This is a genomic window from Sphingomonas sp. Leaf343 (assembly GCF_001423765.1).
In the GTDB taxonomy this organism is placed as follows: domain Bacteria; phylum Pseudomonadota; class Alphaproteobacteria; order Sphingomonadales; family Sphingomonadaceae; genus Sphingomonas.
In genome coordinates, this window is the sequence record NZ_LMPG01000001.1 from 97,695 (window position 1) to 116,356 (window position 18,662).

Annotated in this window: 13 protein-coding genes; 8 read left to right on the plus strand and 5 right to left on the minus strand. The window is 67.6% G+C overall.

Features of this window, described 5'->3' with window-relative positions:
* Positions 1–210: 210 nt before the first annotated feature.
* The 4 genes from ASG07_RS00380 (at position 211) to ASG07_RS00395 (ending at position 6,916) form a co-directional block, all read left to right on the plus strand.
* The gene (locus tag ASG07_RS00380) at positions 211–3,147 is read left to right on the plus strand and encodes a TonB-dependent receptor (protein ID WP_236694460.1); all 2,937 of its coding nucleotides are present in this window, start codon (positions 211–213) and stop codon (positions 3,145–3,147) included.
* A 163-nt stretch (positions 3,148–3,310) separates the two neighbouring features.
* Positions 3,311–5,497 (plus strand): GH92 family glycosyl hydrolase, encoded by a 2,187-nt coding sequence (locus tag ASG07_RS00385; protein WP_055840676.1) that lies wholly within the window; start codon positions 3,311–3,313, stop codon positions 5,495–5,497.
* Positions 5,494–6,426 (plus strand): glycoside hydrolase family 43 protein, encoded by a 933-nt coding sequence (locus tag ASG07_RS00390; RefSeq protein ID WP_055840677.1) that lies wholly within the window; start codon positions 5,494–5,496, stop codon positions 6,424–6,426. Before ASG07_RS00385 ends, ASG07_RS00390 begins: the two co-directional genes overlap by 4 nt.
* An 88-nt stretch (positions 6,427–6,514) precedes the next feature.
* Positions 6,515–6,916 (plus strand): hemerythrin domain-containing protein, encoded by a 402-nt coding sequence (locus ASG07_RS00395; protein ID WP_055840679.1) that lies wholly within the window; start codon positions 6,515–6,517, stop codon positions 6,914–6,916.
* 4 nt (positions 6,917–6,920) lie between these two features.
* On the opposite strand, the gene ASG07_RS00400 is transcribed toward ASG07_RS00395, so the two are convergent.
* Together ASG07_RS00400 and ASG07_RS00405 are read right to left on the minus strand one after the other, a co-directional pair.
* On the minus strand, positions 6,921–7,664 hold the full coding sequence (locus ASG07_RS00400; RefSeq protein WP_055840681.1) for a glycosyltransferase family 2 protein: 744 nt from the start codon (positions 7,662–7,664) through the stop codon (positions 6,921–6,923).
* Positions 7,665–7,687: 23 nt separating this feature from the next.
* Entirely contained in the window at positions 7,688–10,636 is a 2,949-nt protein-coding gene (locus tag ASG07_RS00405; RefSeq protein WP_082474392.1) for a TonB-dependent receptor plug domain-containing protein, read from the minus strand.
* A 122-nt stretch (positions 10,637–10,758) separates the two neighbouring features.
* Here ASG07_RS00405 and ASG07_RS00410 point away from each other — a divergent pair, with 122 nt between their 5' ends.
* Genes ASG07_RS00410 through ASG07_RS00420 form a run of 3 tightly spaced genes read left to right on the plus strand, consistent with a single transcriptional unit; the run spans position 10,759 to position 13,813 of the window.
* Positions 10,759–12,081, plus strand: coding sequence for an extracellular solute-binding protein (locus tag ASG07_RS00410; RefSeq protein WP_055840683.1), 1,323 nt, complete (start codon positions 10,759–10,761; stop codon positions 12,079–12,081).
* Entirely contained in the window at positions 12,078–12,959 is an 882-nt protein-coding gene (locus tag ASG07_RS00415) for a carbohydrate ABC transporter permease (RefSeq protein ID WP_055840685.1), read from the plus strand. Before ASG07_RS00410 ends, ASG07_RS00415 begins: the two co-directional genes overlap by 4 nt.
* The gene (locus ASG07_RS00420; RefSeq protein WP_055840687.1) at positions 12,950–13,813 is read left to right on the plus strand and encodes a carbohydrate ABC transporter permease; all 864 of its coding nucleotides are present in this window, start codon (positions 12,950–12,952) and stop codon (positions 13,811–13,813) included. Before ASG07_RS00415 ends, ASG07_RS00420 begins: the two co-directional genes overlap by 10 nt.
* Here ASG07_RS00420 and ASG07_RS18075 read toward each other — a convergent pair.
* Both ASG07_RS18075 and ASG07_RS00430 read right to left on the minus strand, forming a co-directional pair.
* Entirely contained in the window at positions 13,803–14,858 is a 1,056-nt protein-coding gene (locus tag ASG07_RS18075; RefSeq protein WP_055840690.1) for an ABC transporter ATP-binding protein, read from the minus strand. The genes ASG07_RS00420 and ASG07_RS18075 overlap by 11 nt on opposite strands.
* Positions 14,859–15,049: 191 nt before the next feature.
* The gene (locus ASG07_RS00430; RefSeq protein ID WP_055840693.1) at positions 15,050–16,126 is read right to left on the minus strand and encodes an extracellular catalytic domain type 1 short-chain-length polyhydroxyalkanoate depolymerase; all 1,077 of its coding nucleotides are present in this window, start codon (positions 16,124–16,126) and stop codon (positions 15,050–15,052) included.
* 124 nt (positions 16,127–16,250) lie between these two features.
* On the opposite strand from ASG07_RS00430, the gene ASG07_RS00435 reads away from it, so the two are divergent.
* Positions 16,251–17,147 (plus strand): cell wall hydrolase, encoded by an 897-nt coding sequence (locus ASG07_RS00435; protein WP_055840696.1) that lies wholly within the window; start codon positions 16,251–16,253, stop codon positions 17,145–17,147.
* Between the two features lie 4 nt (positions 17,148–17,151).
* Here the strand turns inward: ASG07_RS00435 and ASG07_RS00440 are convergent, their stop codons facing one another.
* Positions 17,152–18,648 (minus strand): glycoside hydrolase, encoded by a 1,497-nt coding sequence (locus ASG07_RS00440; protein ID WP_055840700.1) that lies wholly within the window; start codon positions 18,646–18,648, stop codon positions 17,152–17,154.
* Between the last annotated feature and the right edge of the window lie 14 nt (positions 18,649–18,662).

An 18,662-nucleotide genomic window follows, 5' to 3' on the forward strand; every position in this document is an offset into this window, starting at 1 on the left:
TTGGCCTTGCCAAAAGGGTCGACCAATCGATGACGATCATCGCTTGGTCATTTTTTTGGCAGGTATTACAATCGTTTGTTCGCGATGGATCGAGTCGTAAGATACCGATCACGCGGATGTCGAAGGGGGGGATTTTTTATGAGCTACGCCGTGTATCCGCGTCATCGTCGACTTGTTACCTTGCTGGGCGCAACTGTCCTGACAACTGGTATGATTGCCTCGCCAGCGTTGGCGCAGGAGGTGCAGCCGAACCCGCCGACGCCGACCGTCGCGACGCCCGCCAACCCCGACCAGTCGACCGCTGCCGACCCGCAGTCGCAGCCCGAGACGCTGGACGCGCCGCAAAGCGACATCGTCGTCAACGGCTTCCGCCAGAGCTATGCGGATGCGATCCGGTCGAAGCGTAACGAGGTCGCGATCACCGACGGCATCTCGTCCGACGGTCTGGGCCGCTTCCCGGACCTCAACGTCGGCGAGGCGCTGCAGCGCGTGCCCGGCGTCCAGATCAACCGGGAGGCGGAGGGCCGCAACGCGACGATCAACCTGCGCGGCCTGCCCGGGGAATATGCCCGCCTGACTCTGAACGGCGTCGCCTTCGCCGAACCGATCCTGACCGAGGCCGCGCCGCTCGGTGCGTTCAACGCCGATATTTTCAGCGCGATCGTCGTCGACAAATCACCGCTCGCCAATGCGCAGACCGGTGGCCTGTCGGGCAATGTCGACCTCCAGATCGCACCTGCCCTCAGCCGCAAGGAAGGTGGCTTCGTCAAGGCGGCGCTGGAATACAACCAGCTCGGCGACAAGCTCGCCCCGGCCGCGACGATCGGCTACAACCACATCTTCTCCGACAGCTTCGCGGTCTTTGGCGTGCTGGCGTACAAGAAGGAGAATTTCCGCAGGGATACGGTACAGTTCAACAGCTACTCCGCCTTTTCCGCGGCGCAGGCCCAGGCGAACGCATCGACGCTGGGTGCCTATTATCCGCGTTCGGCGGCATGCCCGTCGTGCACCGGTTCGACCGCGACCACGGGCGTGCTCTACAACTCGCAGATCCGGCAATATGCGCGGCTCAACAACGGCGACCTCTATACGGGCGCGGCCGGCGCTGAATGGAAGCCCGACGATCATACCCGCGTCGGCCTGACCGGCTTCTACACCGACCGCAAGCTGCCCAAGACCAACCAGTATTTCTCGATCGTCGGCAACAACGACGTCAGCAGTCTGACGCCGACCAGCGCACCGATCCAGTTGTCGGACGGTCGCTACGTCGTCACCGACTATGATTTCCGTAACGCCGCCGATCCGCGCATGTCGACGCGCCGCCTGTCGTTGCGGCAAAAGGCGTGGGGGCTGAACGGCAAGGCGGAATGGTCGGACGATGTCTGGCGGCTGAGCACCATCCTGACCGCGTCGAAGGCGAACAACCGGTCGGAAGAAAGCTCGATCGATTTCGACCGGTTGCAGACCGCGGCCGGCAACGGCGTCAGCGGCACGATCCGCACCGGCGCGGGCGAGATCGGCGACCTGTTCTACACGATCGCGCCCGATCCGCTCGTCTCCAGCGTCGTGCCGAACGGCTGGTATTGGGGTGGCGTGTCCGACCCGACGCAATATTACGACTCCCCCGTGGCCGCCAACCGCCGCCAGCGTTTGCAGGTGACGGGCACCCAGAGCTACGCCCAGACCGACCTGCTCGCCTATCAATGGGATGTGGAGCGCAGCTTCGAGGGTAGCGTGCTGAGCGGTATCCAGGCCGGCTTCCGCTTTGAACACAACAAGTTCACGTCCGAGGGCTATCGCACCTCTGCGTTCGGTATCCAGACGCAGAACATCGACGGCACCTTCCTGCGTACCGCGCCGCCGGTTGGCGATTTCTTCGGCGGCAAGGCAGGTACGACCAGCAGCAACTGGCAGTCGACGCCGCTCGACTATGCGTTCGACAAGCTGCTGCCGGTGCAGGTGTTTCCGGGCGGGGCGCTGTCGCCGCTGGGTTTCAACATTCGCTACAACGACAACAACTACGCGCTCTACAATTTCTCGAACCAGACGGACATCGCGGCCGGCTACGCGCAGTTGAAGTACGAGGTTTCGGTCGCGGGCGTCCGTATCCGCGGCAATGGCGGCCTGCGCTATGAACAGGCACGCAACGTGATCGAGGCGCTGGATCGCATCTCGCTGACCGGCACGATCGGTTCGCCGTCGGACTTCCGCACGAACACCTATTCGCGCAACTACGGCAAGCTGCTGCCGTCGTTCATCGCGGTCGCCGACATCACGGACAAGCTGCTGCTGCGCGGTGCCGCGTACAAGACCTATGTCCGGCCCCAGCCGCGCCAGTTCACGCCGGCGACGATCGTGGGCAACCCGGTCAACGGCGTCTACTCGGTCACGCTCGGCAATCCCGACCTGAAGCCGTACGACTCCACGTCGCTCGACCTGTCGCTGGAATGGTACAACCGCCCCAACGGCATCGTCTCGGTCGCGGGATTCCAGAAGCGGATCACCGGCCTGATCGCCAATATCAGCGATCCCAAGCAGCTCTGCCCTGCGGATGCCAGCGAGCTTGGCCTGGGCACGCTGCGCGTCAATGGCGACCGGTGCGAAAGCAGCCTGATCTTCACCGGCGGTGCGGTGCCGACGCCCTTCATCGTCGCCGCGACCGGTTTTGTGAACCAGGACAAGCCGGTCACCGTCCGCGGTCTGGAGTTCAACCTTCAGCAGACGCTGGACTTCCTGCCCGGTGCGCTGCGTCATCTGGGTGGCGGCTTCAACTATGCCTACACCACGATCAGCGGCAAGACGTCGAGCGGCGCGGACGCCACGCTGCCTGGCGTGTCGAAGCACAACGCCAACCTGATCGGCTATTACGAGGGCGATCTGGGCGGCATCCGCCTGGTCTACAATATCCGCAGCAAGTACGATCTGGCGTCGGCGGGCACGTTCACCGGCGCGGCGCGGTCGGTGAAGTCGCGCGGACAGTTCGATCTGTCCGCCTCGCTCAATATCGACGAGCGGACGTCGCTGTCGTTCGATGCCTACAACCTGACGAACGCGCTGCGGATCGAATATGAGAACGACCCGCGCCTGATCCGTCGCGGCGATTATGACGGGCGCACGTTCACGATCACGGCGCGTTCGACCTTCTAGACCGGTTCCCCACCTCGGCGTCCCTCCCGTTCGGGGAGGGGCGCCGTTTTTCCGGACCGCTGCCGTTCGGTAAATGTTCAAGCCAGCCCCAGCCGGTGGTAACGCCGCCATCGGTCCATTAGCCACGATACGTCGCCGGCCCCGCACCGGCCGGGAGCACAATATGTCGACCAGCCGTCGTTTCGCCACCGCCGCCACGATCGTCGCCACGCTGGGCGTTCCGGTCATCGCGCAGGCGCAGCAGGCACGCGAGCTGTACCGTTACGTCGATCCACGCGTCGGCACGGGCAACGACGATCAGGGCGATACCGTCCCCGGCCCGACCCGTCCCGCCGGATCGATCCACCCCAGCCCGGAAACCCTGATCGGCAGCAATGCGGGGTACGACAAGGACGCGCCGCTGAGCGGATTCGCGCAACTGCATACGCAAGGCTCGGGCGGGCGAACCACCTACGGCACGTTCCTCGTCTCTCCGCAGACGGGTGAACCGCAATTCGACGAGGCGCAGCATCTGTCGCCGAAGGCGGACGAGCGGCTGGCGGCGGACGCCTATGCCGTCACCCTGTCGCGGTACGGTATCCGCGCCGAGGTGACGCCGGCCGAGAACGCGGCGCTTTACCGCTTCGCCTATCCAGCGGGTACGCCCGCGACGATGGTGTTCGACATCACCCGCAAGATCCGCGGCGAACTCGGCAGCGCCGGGGCGGAGGTGACGATCGACCCGGCGCGGGCGCGCATCGTCGCACGGGTCCGGGCCAAAGATTACTGGAACCCGGCGCAGTCCGACATCTGGTTCGTCGCGCAGCTCGACCGGAAGCCGACGCGCTGGGGCGTGCGCGCCGGCGATCAGGTGCAATCCGGATCGACCGGCGCGTCCGTGCCCGCCGACACCAGACTGAACGCCTGGTGGCAGTTCGACGCGGGAACACCGGTGATGATGAAGGTCGCGGTGTCCTTCACCAGCGCCGAACGCGCCGCGCAGTTGCTCGATCAGGATATCCCCGGCTATGATTTCGACGGGGTCCGCATCGCCACGCAGGCGGCGTGGAACCGGGAACTCGGCCGCGTAACGATCGACGGCGTGGGGGAAGCGGACAAGCGCCGCTTCTACACCGCGCTGTATCACAGCGTCATCCAGCCGCGCGACCGCACCCGCGACCAGCCTGCCGCCGACCGCGCCACGCCGCACTGGGACGACTATTATACGCTGTGGGACACGTACCACACCGGCTTTCCGTTGATGTCGCTGCTGCGGCCCGGCGTCTATGCGAGCAACATCGCGTCGATCGGGGCGACCTTTCGCAAGTATGGCGCGGCGCACACCGCGTTCATCGCCGGGCGAAACTATCAGGTCGGGCAGGGCGGCGACGAGATCGACAACGTGCTGGGCGAAGGACTGATCCGCGGCGTTCCCGGCGTCGACTGGAAACAGGCCGCCGAGGTCGCGCTGCACAACGCATGGCAGGAACGACGCCCCCGCTATCAGGTCGACGGCTATTTCGCGGTCGGCGATCGCAGCCCGGAACCGGACAACCAGCGCGCCCGATCGGGATCGTCGACGCCCGCCTATGCGCTGAACGACTTCTACGCGGCGAAGCTGGCCGGGGCCGCCGGTCGCACCGACGATGCCGCCGCGCTGCTGAAGCGCTCCGGAAGCTGGCGCAACGTCTGGAACCCGGATGCCGCCAGCGACGGATACAAGGGCTTCATCATCCCGCGCTATGCGGATGGTCGCTTTCAGGATCTGGACCCGAAGACCGGCTGGGATGGCAAGAAGTACGAGAATGTCGGCTTCTACGAAGGCACGGCATGGGTGTATTCCTACACGATGCTCCATGACCTGCCGGGGATGGTCACGGCGATGGGCGGGCGTGACCGGTTCGTCGAACGGCTGCGGCATGCGCTGGACGCCAACCTGATCGACATCACCAACGAACCCAGTTTCGCGACGCCGTGGCTGTTCAGCGATGTCGGTCGTCCCGATCTGGCGAGCTATTGGGCGAACCGCATCTTCCGCCGCTTCACGCCCGATGCCTATCCGGGCGACGAGGATAATGGCGCGATGAGTTCGCACTATGTCTTCAACCGGATCGGCCTGTTCCCGAAGCTGACGACGGACCTGTTCTATCTGCATGCGCCGCACCAGCCGCTGGCGACGCTGACGCTGGAGGAGGGGCGGACCTTCACGATCCGCACGAGGAACTGGAAGCCCGGACGCATCTACATCGCCTCCGCCCGGCTGAACGGGGTTGCGCTGACGACGCCGTTCGTGAAGCAGGGGGATATCATGGCGGGCGGGGCGCTGGAGCTGACCGTGTCCGCGACGCCGACGAAGTGGATGCGCCGATGACGATCCCGACCCGCCGCGACATATGCGCCGGTCTTGCCGTCAGCATGTTGGCGGGACCGACGCTGGCAGCCCGGTCGACGCAGCATTTCGCGTTCAGTTATTTCGCGAACGCGGATGACGGGCGCGCTGGCATGCGGATGGCGATCAGCGACGACGGCTATCGCTACCGCCCGGTGCGTGGTGGTGTGCCGATGCTGGTACCCACCGTGGGGGAGAACCGGCTGATGCGCGATCCGTGCGTCGCGCGCGATCCTCGAACCGGTCTGTACCACATGGTGTGGACGACGAGCTGGACGGGCACGACGATCGGCCACGCCGCCTCGCGCGATCTGGTGACGTGGTCGCCGCAACGGGCGGTGCCGGTGATGGCGGCGTTCGCGGGCACGCGGAACAGCTGGGCACCCGATCTGGTGTATGACGATCGTCGTCGCCTGTTCACGATCGTGTGGGCGAGCACCGTCGGGGAAGCGGGCAAGGAGGGCGACCACCGGCTGTACGCCACCGACACCGCCGACTTCGTCACCTTCACGCCGACGCGCATATTCTACGATCCCGGTTTCAGCGTGATCGACGGCACTTTCCTGAAACGCGACGGTCGCACGATCATGTTCGTGAAGGACGAGCGCAAGGAACCCGTCCGCAAGATCATCCAGTGGACGCAGGCACCCTCGCCCGGCGGCCCCTACGGTCCGTTGTCGGACGCCATCACCCCCGCCTGGAGCGAGGGACCGACCCCGATCGAGATCGACGGGGAAGTCGTGGTGTTCTTCGATCGCTATACGGAAAAACGCTGGGGCGCGGTGGCGTCGCGCGATCTGGTGACGTGGCGCGATGTGTCGAACCGGATCGCGATCCCCGCCGGCGCGAACCACGGCACGGTCTTTCCGATCGACGCACGGCGGTATGCCGCGCTGGCGGCATTGACCTGAGGGATCGATCGGCGGGATCGTCCCCGCTTCGGGCGATTAACGGCTCCGCAAGCCGGATCTTCTACGGGAGGGCCGAAGGGAACGTTCCATGCTGAGCAGAGCCAATCTATCGCGGGAACATGCCGAGCTGGCCCGGCTGGCGTCGGCGCTGGGCGCGCAGGCGCAGGCGGATCGGCCCGCGGTCGTCGGGGTGGCGGGAGTGCGGTGGGAGTTGACGCGGAAGCTGTTGCTGCACCTCGCGAAGGAGGACAAGCTGCTGTATCCGAAGCTTCGCAGCGGATCGGACCCCGTCGCGGCGCGGCTGGCAGAGCGATTCAGCGACGATATGGGCGAGCTGGCAACGACGTATAACGCCTATATCACGAACTGGTCGGCGACGCGGATGGAGGCGGAGTGGCCCGCCTTCTGCACCGAGACGCAGGCGATCGTCGCCGCGCTGACCGACCGGATCGCGCGCGAGGAGCGCGAACTCTACCGGCATATCGCCTGAACCCTCAGCTGGCGACCAGATCCGCCAGATAGGGATGCGCCAGCACGCGCGCGGCGTTCCGCACGCCGATCGCGTGGTCGGCGACCAGCCGGTGGCCGGCGACCGTGCGGTACAGCGCCACGGTCGGCTCGATCCGTGCGAAGCCGGCTCCCGCAGCCGCGGCGCGCGTGTAGAAGTCCCAGTCGTTGCAGTTGTGGAAGCTGGGATCGAACCCCGCGACCGTGTCGAACGTCGCACGGCGGACGATCGACCAGCTCGGCCCGATCACGCCGCCGGTGGTCAGCGCGCGGCGGATGTCGTCGCCATCCCAGCCGCATTCCGGCTGCCCCGGTGCCCCGCCACCCTCGACCCGCGCGAAGCGGCCGACGATCACGTCCGCCGTTTCCGTCACCGGCCATGCGAGCAACGCCGCCGCCGCACCCGGCAGCCACACGTCGTCGCTGTCGAGGAAGGCGATCCACGGCGACGAACACAGCGCCGCCCCGACGTTGCGCGCGTTCGACGCGCCGGCATTGCGGGGCAGCACCATCGCCTCGACGCTGGCGTGCCGTGCCGCCAGCCCGCGGATCACCGCTCCGCTGGCGTCGCGCGACCCGTCGTCGACGATCACGATCCGCGCGGGCGGCTGCGATTGCGCGAGGACGCTCGCCACCGCATCCGCCACGACATGCGCCCGGTCGAAACACGGGATGACGACGTCGTAAGCAGGCAGAACGGGGGCGAGCGGGATCGGATCGTTATGGGGCATAATATCGCTTGGCAGGAGAGGGGTTAACGCCCGCCGAAACGGACCTTCGCGCCCATGTAGAAATACCGGCCCAGCGAGGGAATGGGCAAATCGTAGCTGTCTTCGTCCGGTTTGCGATCCGCCAGATTGTTGACGCCGCCATAGAGCGCAAAGCCGCCCGGCAGCGCATACTGGACCTGCACGTCATGCTGCCACAGCTCGTTGTAGCGAAGCAGATCGGCGGGGGCGTAATCGGGATTGTTGGCGGTCGTGTTCTTCGAGAAACGACGGACGCGGTCGAACCAGCGCAGATTGTAGCTCAGCGTCAGACCCTCCAGCGTCCAGCTCGGCGACAAGACGAAGTTGTATTTGGGCCGCCCAGGCTGATCGACCTGATCCTCGACCTGCGCCCCCGGCGTGGCGACCGTGTCCAGCCGGTACAGGTAACCGCCGACGAACCGGATGTCGAAATCGCCGGCCCGGCCCGCGCGCAGGCGATAGGCGATGTTGAGATCGAGGCCGGCGGTGCGGAAGCGCGAGACGTTCTGCGGCTGCACGGTGAAGCCACTGATATAACCCGTGCCCTGCTGCCGGCTGATCGCGGCGCAATAGACGTTGTCGACGGTCGGCTGATCGACGCACAGCTCCGCGATCGTCTGCGCGCCCGGCGTGCTGATCGCGTTGCGCAGGCGGATGTCGTACCAGTCCGCCGCGATTGTCAGGCCGGGGACGAAGCGAGGGCGCAGCACCGCGCCGGCGGTCCAGGTCCGCGCCGTTTCCTCGCGCAGGTCGGGATTACCCTGCTGCGATCCGGGGATGAACGACACCGCATTGGGGTTGTTGGCGGCGGTGAAGCTGCCGAGCGTGCCGCCCGCCGCGGCGATCAGCGCAGCGCAATTGGCGGCGCGTGTGGCGGTGCCGTTGCCGCGCTGCTCCGGATAGCAGGGGTCGGTGAAGAAGCTGCTGGCCCCGGTCAGCGGCGTGAACAACTCGCCGATATTGGGCGCGCGCACCGCCTCCCCGTAACTGCCGCGGAAGCTGAGGTCGCGGATGGGGGCGTAAACACCGTTGAACTGGTAGGCGCGGGTCGAGCCGATCGTCGAGTAATCGGAATAGCGGCCCGCGGCGCCGACCGACAGCGTCTCGGCGAAGCGCTTCCCCTCCAGGATGGGTGCGTTCACCTCTCCGAATGCTTCCCACACGTCGAACGCGCCACGCGACGGCGACGGGATCACGAACTCGTCATATTGGTAGAACAGGCCGCGCGTCAGGTAATCGTTGGGCGAGAAGCTGCTGCGTTCCTTGCGATATTCCGCGCCGGTCGCGAATTGGACCGGGCCACCGGGCAGGCGAAAGAACTGGCCGAGATCGCCGGTGATCGACGCGTTGACGACATGCTGCTCGATCCGCGCCGCGCTGCTGTTGTCGAGCTGGAAGAAGTCGAGGCTGGCCGGGTCGGCGGTGCCCGCGCCGAACGTGTTGATCGGGATGCAGCCGCTGCTTGCGCCGGGGGTGAAAGTGACCGCGGGCGTCTGCAACGCGGCGGGGTTCAGGTTGGACCGACACGTCGCGCGGCCCGTCGCCGGATCGATCACCGCGTCCAGCGCCGCGAGGTAGCGGTCATTCAGCCGGTCGTTGATCTTGGTGATGCGGACGTCGGTGCGGCCATAGGTGTAATACATGTCGTAAGTGGCGTGGTCGGAGATGCGGCCGGTCAGGTCCGCGACGCCGCGCCACGTCTGCCGCCGGTCGCTTTCGCCGTGACGCCCGAAATCCAGATTGTCGCGCACCGACGACACGCTGGTCAGCCCGGCGGCAAGCGCGGCGTTGCGGATGCTGGCGGGCAGGAAAGCGTTGTCGAGCGTGAAGGTGGCGGGGTAATTACCGGTCGGGCTGTCGAACGTGGTCGCGCGCACCTGCACGAACTTGCCCTCCAGCGACAGCTTGGCCGCGTCGCTGAAATCGTAATGCGTCAGTATGTTCGCGCCGTGGCGGCGGATGCGCGGCAGCAGGTCGCCCACGAAGCCCGCGACCGGCGTCGCGTCGCCACCGGTGGCGTAGAAGGCGGCGGGGGTGCCGGGATTATAGAGCTGGCCGTCGCCACGGAACAGCGTGCCGGCGACGTCGATCAGGCCGAAGGGCGACTCGCCCGGATAGCGCAGATCGCCCTGCAGCACGTTGTCGGGCACGTTCGGATCGTCGCCGACATCGGCATCGTTGGGGATCAGGTAGCGGCGGCGGTTCTGACGCAGGTAGGACCGGTCGTCGTTCGCCAGCGGATCGTCGGCGTTATATTCGTACGCGACGGTGACGTTGCCGCTCCCGTCGCCGAAATTCTGCCCCGCCTGAATCGATGCAAACCGATTGGCCGCGTCGCCCCGCTGGGAGATACCGAACTGGCTGCGCGCCGACACGCCTTCGAAATCGCGCTTCAGGATGAAGTTGACGACGCCGGTGACGCCGTCCGCGCCGTAGACCGCCGACGCGCTGCCGGTCAGCACGTCGACCCGCTCGATCAGGTCGGTCGGGATGGAATTGATATCGACTGCGGCGGAGTTGATCTGGCCCGCGACGTGCCGGCGGCCGTTGACCAGCACCAGGGTCCGCGCCGGCCCCAGACCGCGCAGGTCGAGCAGGTTCAGCCCCGCCGCGCCGAACGGCTGCGAATTCAGCCGGTCCGATCCCGCCGTCTGCGTGCTGTCGACCGAGTTGGTCAGCGCGGGCACGCGTTGCAGGAAGTTGGTGACGTTGGTGTTGCCCGACTGCTGGATGTTGGCCGCATCGAACGACACGATCGGGTTGGGCGCGGCGAAGTCCGGCCGCACGATGCGCGATCCCGTGACGACGATGTCGGCGGCGTCCGGCTCGGCCTGCGGCGTCTCGGCCGCTGCGTCCTGAGCGGGTGCGGGCGCAGCTACGGTCTGGGCGTGGAGCGGCATCGCGATCACGGCGGCGGTGCCGGCCAGCCAGGCGCGGAAACGGAACGAGGTCATGTGGTCTTCCCCTGCCGACGCAGCCCCTTGGCCGTCGTCCTAGCCGCAGGGGTGGACGGTCGACGTCATGCGATCAATCAACTGGATCGTGTCCGACCGCTGCCAAATCCTTGAGAAGAAACATGGATCATCACTTGATGCTGGCCGGTGCGGAGCCTGCCTGTCACAAAGCGCAAATGGGGTGCGGGCACGAGCGCAGCGGCGGCGTTACGCGACGGGGTGTGCTGGCCGGAGCGGCGGCGACCGGGCTGGTTGCCTGCACCGCGCGCCGCGATCCGAACGCGCTGCGGCTGTGGGCGATGAGCTACGAGGGGGATTATTCGCCCCATCTGATGCCCGCCTTCACCCGCACGACCGGCATATCGGTGGAGGTGCAGTCGCTACCCTGGACCGCCGCGCACGAGAAACTGCTGACGGCGCATGCCGGTGGCGCGCTGCCCGACGTAATGATGCTGCCGAACGGCTGGGTGGGCGAGTTCGCGTTGGTCGGCGCGATCGCGCCCGTAGCGGACGGTGCGTTGCTGGCGGATTTGTTCCCCGCGACGCTGGCCACCGTCGAACAGGGCGGCGTCGCGCATGCGGTGCCGTGGTCGGTCGCGCCGCAGGTGCAATTCTATCGCCGAGATCTGCTCGCCGACGCTGGCTATGGTGCGCCGCCGGAGGGCTGGGCGGGCTGGCGCGAGATGGGCCGGCGGCTGAAGCGGCGGCGGCCGGACGATTACGCGTTCCTGATGCTGCTGAACTGGTGGGACGCGCTGTTCACCTTCGCCAGCCAGACCGGCACGCCGCTGCTGCGCGAGCGCGATACGCGCGGCAATTTCCGGAACCCGGCATTTCGCGAGGCGCTGTCCTTCTACCGCTCGCTGTTCGACGAGGGGCTCGCGCCGCCGATCGTGTCGACCGAGATGCAGGACCCGCTCGCCGCCTTCGCTCAGGGGTATTTCGCGATCTATCCCAGCGGCCCGTCGCTGCTGCTCGACCTGCATCGCCGCCGCAGCGAGATCGCCGCCGATCGCTGGGGCGTCGCGCGGATGCCCGGTCCGCGCGGTCCCGGTCCGGTGTCGGGGGTCAGTGCGGCGCTGGCGGTGTCGCGCACCTCGACGCGGCCGGATGCGGCGTGGGCGCTGGTACGACACATGACCTCCGCGGCGACGGAGTTGCGGTTCCAGACGCTGATCGGCAATTTGCCGGCGCGGCGCAGCGCGTGGTCGGACCCGCAACTGACCGCGCCCGCGCTGGCGCCGTTCGCCGCGCAGATGCTCGACGTGTCCGTCGACCCCAACATCGTCGAGTGGGAGCGCGTCCGCATCGAGGTGCAGTTGATCGCCGAACGCGTCGTCCGCCACCTGATGACGATCGACGAGGGGCTGGCGACGATGGACCGCCGCGTCGACCAGTTGCTCGCGAAGCGCCGCGCGCTGGTGCAGGCGGGGAGGCTGGCATGACGCGTCAGGAACGCGTCGCGTGGATGTTCACCGCGCCGGTATTGGCGATCATCCTGCTCGTGCTGGTGCTGCCGACCGTGCTGGCGCTGGCGCTCAGCGTCACCGACTACAGCCTCTACGCGCTGGCGGACTGGTCGAACCTCGGCTTCGTCGGGTTCGGCAACTTCACCGATCTCGCGCGGACGCCGCTGTTCTGGCGCTCGCTCGCCAATACCGCTTTGTTCGCACTGCTCGGCGTGCCCGCGGCGATCGGGCTGTCCCTGGCGACCGCGCTGCTGCTCGATGCGAAGACGGTGCGGTGGAAGCCGCTGTGGCGCGTGCTGCTGTTCGCGCCCTACGTCACCAGCGTCGTCGCGACCGCGGTCGTCTGGCGGTTCCTGCTGAACACGCGGTTCGGGCTGGTCAATTACGCGCTGGGCTGGGTCGGCATTCCGCCGGTCGACTGGCTGGGCGATCCGCACGCGTCGATCCCGGCGATCATGATCTTCGTGACGTGGAAGATCTTCGGGTACAATATGATCGTCTTCACCGCCGCGTTGTCGGCGGTGCCCGGCGACCTGATGGAGGCGGCGCGGCTGGACGGGGCAGGGCGGTGGGCACGGTTCCGTCACGTTACGCTGCCGGCGATCGGGCCGACGCTGCTGCTGGCGGCGGTGATGAGCGTCGCGGGCTTTCTCCAGATCTTCGCCGAGCCGTACGTCATGACGCTGGGCGGCCCGGCGCAGAGCACCACGACGGTGCTGTACTTCATGTATCAGGAGGGGTTCACGTGGTGGAATCTCGGTCGCGCATCGGCGGTGGCGTTCGTGCTGTTCGTGCTGATCCTGATCCTGACTTTTATCCAGGCGCGGATCGGGCGGCGGTACGAATGGCTGTGACAGCGCCCCGTTTCAGGATTGGAGCGATCCTGACCAACGCATTGGTTGCGGCGATGACATTGGTCGTGACGCTGCCGCTGGCGTGGATGGTGACCGTGTCGTTCATGCCGCGCGGGGAGTCGAACGCATTCCCGCCGCCGTTCTGGCCGAGCCGCTGGAGTCTGGAGAATTACTACGAGTTGCTCGCCCGGCGACTGATCGACGGCGCGTGGTTCGATTACCGGATCGTGCCGGCGATCGGCAACAGCCTGTTCGTGGCGGCGATGTCGACGCTGCTCGGCCTGCTACTGACGGTGCCCGCCGGCTATGCCTTCGCCAAGCTGCGGTTCCGGGGGCGCGAACGGCTGCTGAAACTGCTGATCGCGTCGCTGGTGGTGCCGGGGCAGGTGGCAATGCTGCCGCTGTTCCTGATCTTCAAGCAGCTTGGTCTCATCAACAGCTATGCGGGCGTCATCCTGCCCTCGCTGGCGGGTATCTTCGCGGTGCTGTTCGTGCGGCAGGCGACGCTGGCGATCCCGGACGAGATGATCGACGCGGCGCGGCTGGACGGCGCGAGCGAGGCGCGCATCTTCCGCACGATCGTGCTGCCGCTGCTGACGCCGGTCACCGTCACGCTGGCGCTGTTCATGTTTCTCGGTAGCTGGAACGACTTCCTGTGGCCGCTGATCGTGCTCGCGGACCAGCACCTCTACACGCTGCCCGTGGCAGTGGCGGCGATTGCGCGCGAACATGCGGCGGACGGCGAGCTGATGATGGCGAGCGCGGTGGTGACGACGATGCCGGTGCTGCTGCTCTTCCTCGCGCTGCAACGCTATTACATCGGCGGGCTGCTGGGCGGCAGCATCAAGGGGTGAGGGCGCGGCCCTCCGCATCGAACAGCTGCGTGTCGGCCGGATTGACCCCGAACCGCAACGTCTCGCCCAGCGCGACGCGGCGATCCCCCGGCAATTGCGCGACGATCGGGTCCGGCCGCGTGCCGAGATGTGCGAACGACAGCGGGCCGAGCCGCTCGAACAGCTCCACCGCGCCGGCGATCGGCCCGCCGTCGGCGGCGAACAGATGCTCCGGCCGGATGCCGAGCGTCGCCTGCCCGCCCACGATGCCTTGCGCCGCAACGGTCACGACCGCGCCGTCCGGCAGTCGCACCGCGCCTGGGGCGACCACCGTCACCGGGATCAGGTTCATGGCCGGCGACCCGATCGCCTTCGCCACCGCCAGATTGGCGGGACGGGCATAGAGCTCGAGCGGCGCGCCGACCTGCTCGACGCGGCCCTTCGCCATCACGACGATCCGGTTCGCCAGCGTCATCGCCTCCAGCTGGTCGTGCGTGACGTAGATCATCGTCGCGCCGAGTTGCTGGTGCAGCCGCGCGAACTCGTGCCGCATTCGCACGCGCAACTCGCTGTCGAGGTTCGACAGCGGCTCGTCGAGCAGCAGCACCTGCGGCTGGCGGACGATCGCGCGGGCGATCGACACGCGCTGACGTTGACCGCCCGACAGAGCGCGCGGCTTGCGGTCGAGCAGGTCGGTCAGGTCCAGCGACGCCGCGACGGCAGCGACCCGTTCGGCGATTTCCGCATTTGCCCTTCCTGCGACCTTCAGGGGGAAGGCGATGTTCCCGGCGACGGTCAGATGCGGGTAGAGCGCATAGGACTGGAACACCATCGCCACGCCGCGATCCGCCGGAGCGGCATCGGTGACGTCGCGGCCGCCGATCGCGATATGGCCCGCGTCCGGCGTTTCCAGCCCGGCGATCAGCCGCAGCAGCGTCGACTTGCCGCAGCCTGAGGGGCCGACGATGACGACGAACTCGCCATCCTCAATCGTCAGGTCGGTCGGCGAAAGGACGTGTGTGTCGCCGAAGCTTTTCGCCAGACCTGAAACGCTTACGCTCGCCAATCCGGCTCTCCCTTGGTGCCGTCCTCTATCGGGGCGGGGCGGGAGGCAAGGGGTGAGCGGTAATGTCGGATACCGGCGAGGGTGATTTCTCATGTGTTCCTGCGAAGGCGGGAACCCAGTGCCTGCGCATATGACACTGGTCAGGCAGAACTGGGCTCCGCCTTCAAGGGAGAACGTCGATCGATGGCAGGTTACCGCATCAGTCCCGCCGCGCGCATCGCGCGGTCGATCGTGTCCTGCACACCGGCCGGCATCGACCCCAGCGACGGCATCTCCGGAAAGGCCGAAGCCTTCGCCGGCTCCTCTCCCGTCCGCTCGACGCTCACCTGCTCCGTCAGGCCCCAGGATCGCGCGATCGCCAGCGTGCTGGAGAGGCCGACATCCAGCATGTACGGTCCCGCATGTCCCAGCGCGGCGGGATCGACGGGCACGCCGTGGCCCATGCCGGCGATCGCCCATTGCTCGACCGCATCGCGCCCCGCGGCGTCCGCCCACACGCGGCGTTCCCAGCGTGGTCCCGTTTCGACCCGGCTCACGGCGGCAGGAAGTCCGTGGACGGTGCGCCATTGGCCGGTCAGGCGGTCCATATTGGCCGCGGTGACGGTCGAGTCCGCGCTGCCGTGCCACACCGAAACGCGTGGCCAGCGCGTGGCCCCGCCAGCGGCGCGCACCGCGTCGGCGGCTACATCGTCACCGGCCAGTCCGTGGCCGCGCATCCGGTCGAGCGCCTGCGACACGTTCGATGCGCTGCCATAGGGCAGGCCGCCGATGATCGCGCCGCCCGCGAACAGCTCCGGCCAGGTCGCGAGCATCACCGCCGTCATTGCCCCGCCCGCCGACAGGCCGGTGACGAAGACGCGGGCCGGATCGATGCCGTGACGGGAGATCGTCGTGCGGATCATCTGCGCGATCGACTCGGCCTCGCCGCCGGTGCGGCGGATGTCGCCCGGCTCGAACCAGTTGAAACACATATTGCCGTTGTTGCCGCGCTTCTGTTCCGGCAGCAGCACGACGAAGCCCTCTGCATCCGCCAGCGCCGACCAGCCGGTGCCGTGGTCGTAGCCCGCGGCGGTCTGCGTACAGCCGTGCAGCGCCACGACCAGCGCCGCACCCGGCTTCAGACCGTCGGGCACATACAGCCTCGCGTGCAAGTCGCCGGGATTGCTGCCGAAGTCGGCTAGCGTGTCGAGCCGGTCGCTGCCGGCGGTCGGCATCGAAGGCGGCTGGAACCTGGCGAGGCGGGCCAGCGTGTCGGAGATACGTCGCATGTCTGCTCCTCAAGGTGAGCCGCTCACGCGACCGTCGTCCAGCAGGATATGGGATTTATGTTGCGGCGCACAATAAGCGCGGGTCTTTAACGGGTGGTCAACCATATCCCGGTAGTCCGCAGCCATGCGATGCCGCCTCAGCCTGTCGATCGCCGCCACCGTGGCCGCCACGGGCTGCACCCCGGAACAGCGGGTGCGGGTGGTGCAGGCAGTGCCGCCGCCCGCCCTGTCGAAGGCGCAGGCGAAGTTGCTGGCCGATTTCGGCCTGACGCCGGACCAGCAGCCCGAGGCGACGGTCGGCACCCCTGCCGCGCCCGCCGAGCCGTTCACGTCCGCCGCCCGCTCGCTGTCGGACGCGAACCGCGCCGAGGACTGCCTGACATCCGCGATCTACTACGAGGCGCGATCCGAAACGGACGACGGCCAGCGCGCCGTCGCGCAGGTCGTGCTGAACCGGGTGCGTGACCGTGCCTTTCCGTCCAGCGTTTGCGGTGTGGTGTATCAACGCTCGTCCAAGGGGTGCCAGTTCAGCTTCGCCTGCGACGGATCGATGGACCGGCCGCGGGACATCGGTTCGTGGGAGCGCGCCCGCCGCGTCGCCGCCGCCGCGCTGGATGGCGCGGTCTATGCGCCGGTCGGTGTCGCAACCTTCTATCACACCTTCGCCGTATCGCCCTGGTGGGCACCCAGCCTGTCGCGCATCGGCCAGATCGGCGCGCATATCTTCTATCGCTGGCGCGGCGCGATGGCGGGCGCGCTCAGCCTGCGCCAGCGTTATGCGGGCGTGGAGCCGGGCACCGACACGCTGCTCGCCGCCGCCGATCCGCAGCCGAGCGGCGATACCGCGCACGGGGTGGCGATCCATCGCGGCACGGCCGAGTTTGCTGCCGCCGCAGAACCGACCGCCGCCGCCGCCGCAGTCGCTGCCGAACCCGTGAAGCTCGCCGCCATGTCCGGCGTTCGCATTCACCGCGGCGTCGCGATGCCCGGCGGCGACATGGATACGACCGCCGCCGAATAGCCAGTCAGCAGCGGGTCGCGGTCCGCACCAGGCTCAGCGTCGTGATCCCCCGCGGCGGCGCGACCGAGCGGATCGTGCCGCATGCCTGCATCGATCCGGTCGTCTCCGCCTTGTGCGCGGCATCGGTCACGATCGTATCGACGCGCCATTGGCCGGGAAGCGCCAGCACGAGATTGCGTGGCGACCAGCCGGGATTGACGTGGACCAGCGCCATCTCGCTCCCGTCGGCATTCATCGCCGCGACGCTGTCGACATCATCGACACGGACGAGCTTCATTCCTGGCCGGATATAGCGGCTGAAGTTCGCCATCGCCCAGTATTTGGGCGTGATGGTGATCCGGTGCGGCCCGGCGGCGGGGGCGCGCAGGTCCATCTTGATGAGACCCCAGTTCGATCCCGGCTTGCCATCGCGTGCGCTGTCGTCCTCGACCGCCTGCCAGAACACCCAGGCGGCCGGCTCCAGCTTCTTCAGGTCGCCGACGATCCGCTCGCCGAGCGCCAGCGCCGGGCGGATGTCGGTGAAATCCTCCACCGTCTTGTCGGCGGACAGGTCGACTTCCGACATCCACAACCGGATGTTGGCCGCTCGCGCCGCATCGCGCACCCCGCTTTGATTCAGCGTTCCGTAGGAGTGGACGTTCAATTGCCCGATCCGCGCCCGCGTCGCGGCCGGGTAGCCGGCCCAGTCGTCGAGGAACAGGTTCGAACTCGTCTCGTCGGGGGCGGAGACGACGGTCTTCAGCCCGCGCGTCTTCAGCGCCGCGTCGCTGGCGTCGATCATCATCGCCTGCCGCGCCGGCGACCAGTGCGCCCCCTCCTGCTTGTTCGCGGCGAACCAGTAATCGGTATTGGGTTCGTTGACCGGCGACAGTGTGCGGAACGCGATCCGGTGGCGGCGCTGCAATTCCTCGACCACGCGCGCCAGATAGGTCGCAAAGGCTGGCTCGTGGCCGCGGCGAAGATTGTCGTCGGTCGCCTTTTCCGCGCCCGACACCTTGCCGCTGACCGTCATGAACCAGGGGGGCGAGTTGGAGAACGCCTCGTAGATCGGCGTCTTCACGCGCACCCGGATCGCGTCCAGCCACCAGCGTTGCGACGCGTCGGCGGACCAGTCCCACATCCGCGCATCGTCCGCCCGCCACCAGTTGTTGCCCGTCGTCCCCGCGGGTTGCCGCCAGAAGCCGGGGATCGCGCCACCGACGCGCAGATAGCCCGACGTGCCCGGCGGGTTGCCACCGCCAATATTATACCGCGCGATCGTCCAGCCGAGCCCGTCCTGCCCATAGAACAGGTCCGCCAGCCGGTTGCGGGTCGCATCCGGATACCCGCCGGTGATGCTCGCGAACCATGCCAGCGCGGTGCCCCATCCCTCGAACGCCGTTCCCGGATGCTCGATATCGACGCGGATCGGCAGCGTTACCGCCGGGTCTGCCGCCAGCGCGGGCGCGGCCGTCAGGGAGGCCAGCGTGGCGGCCAGGATCGTGCGGCGTGACATCGTCATTCGGTACCTCTCCC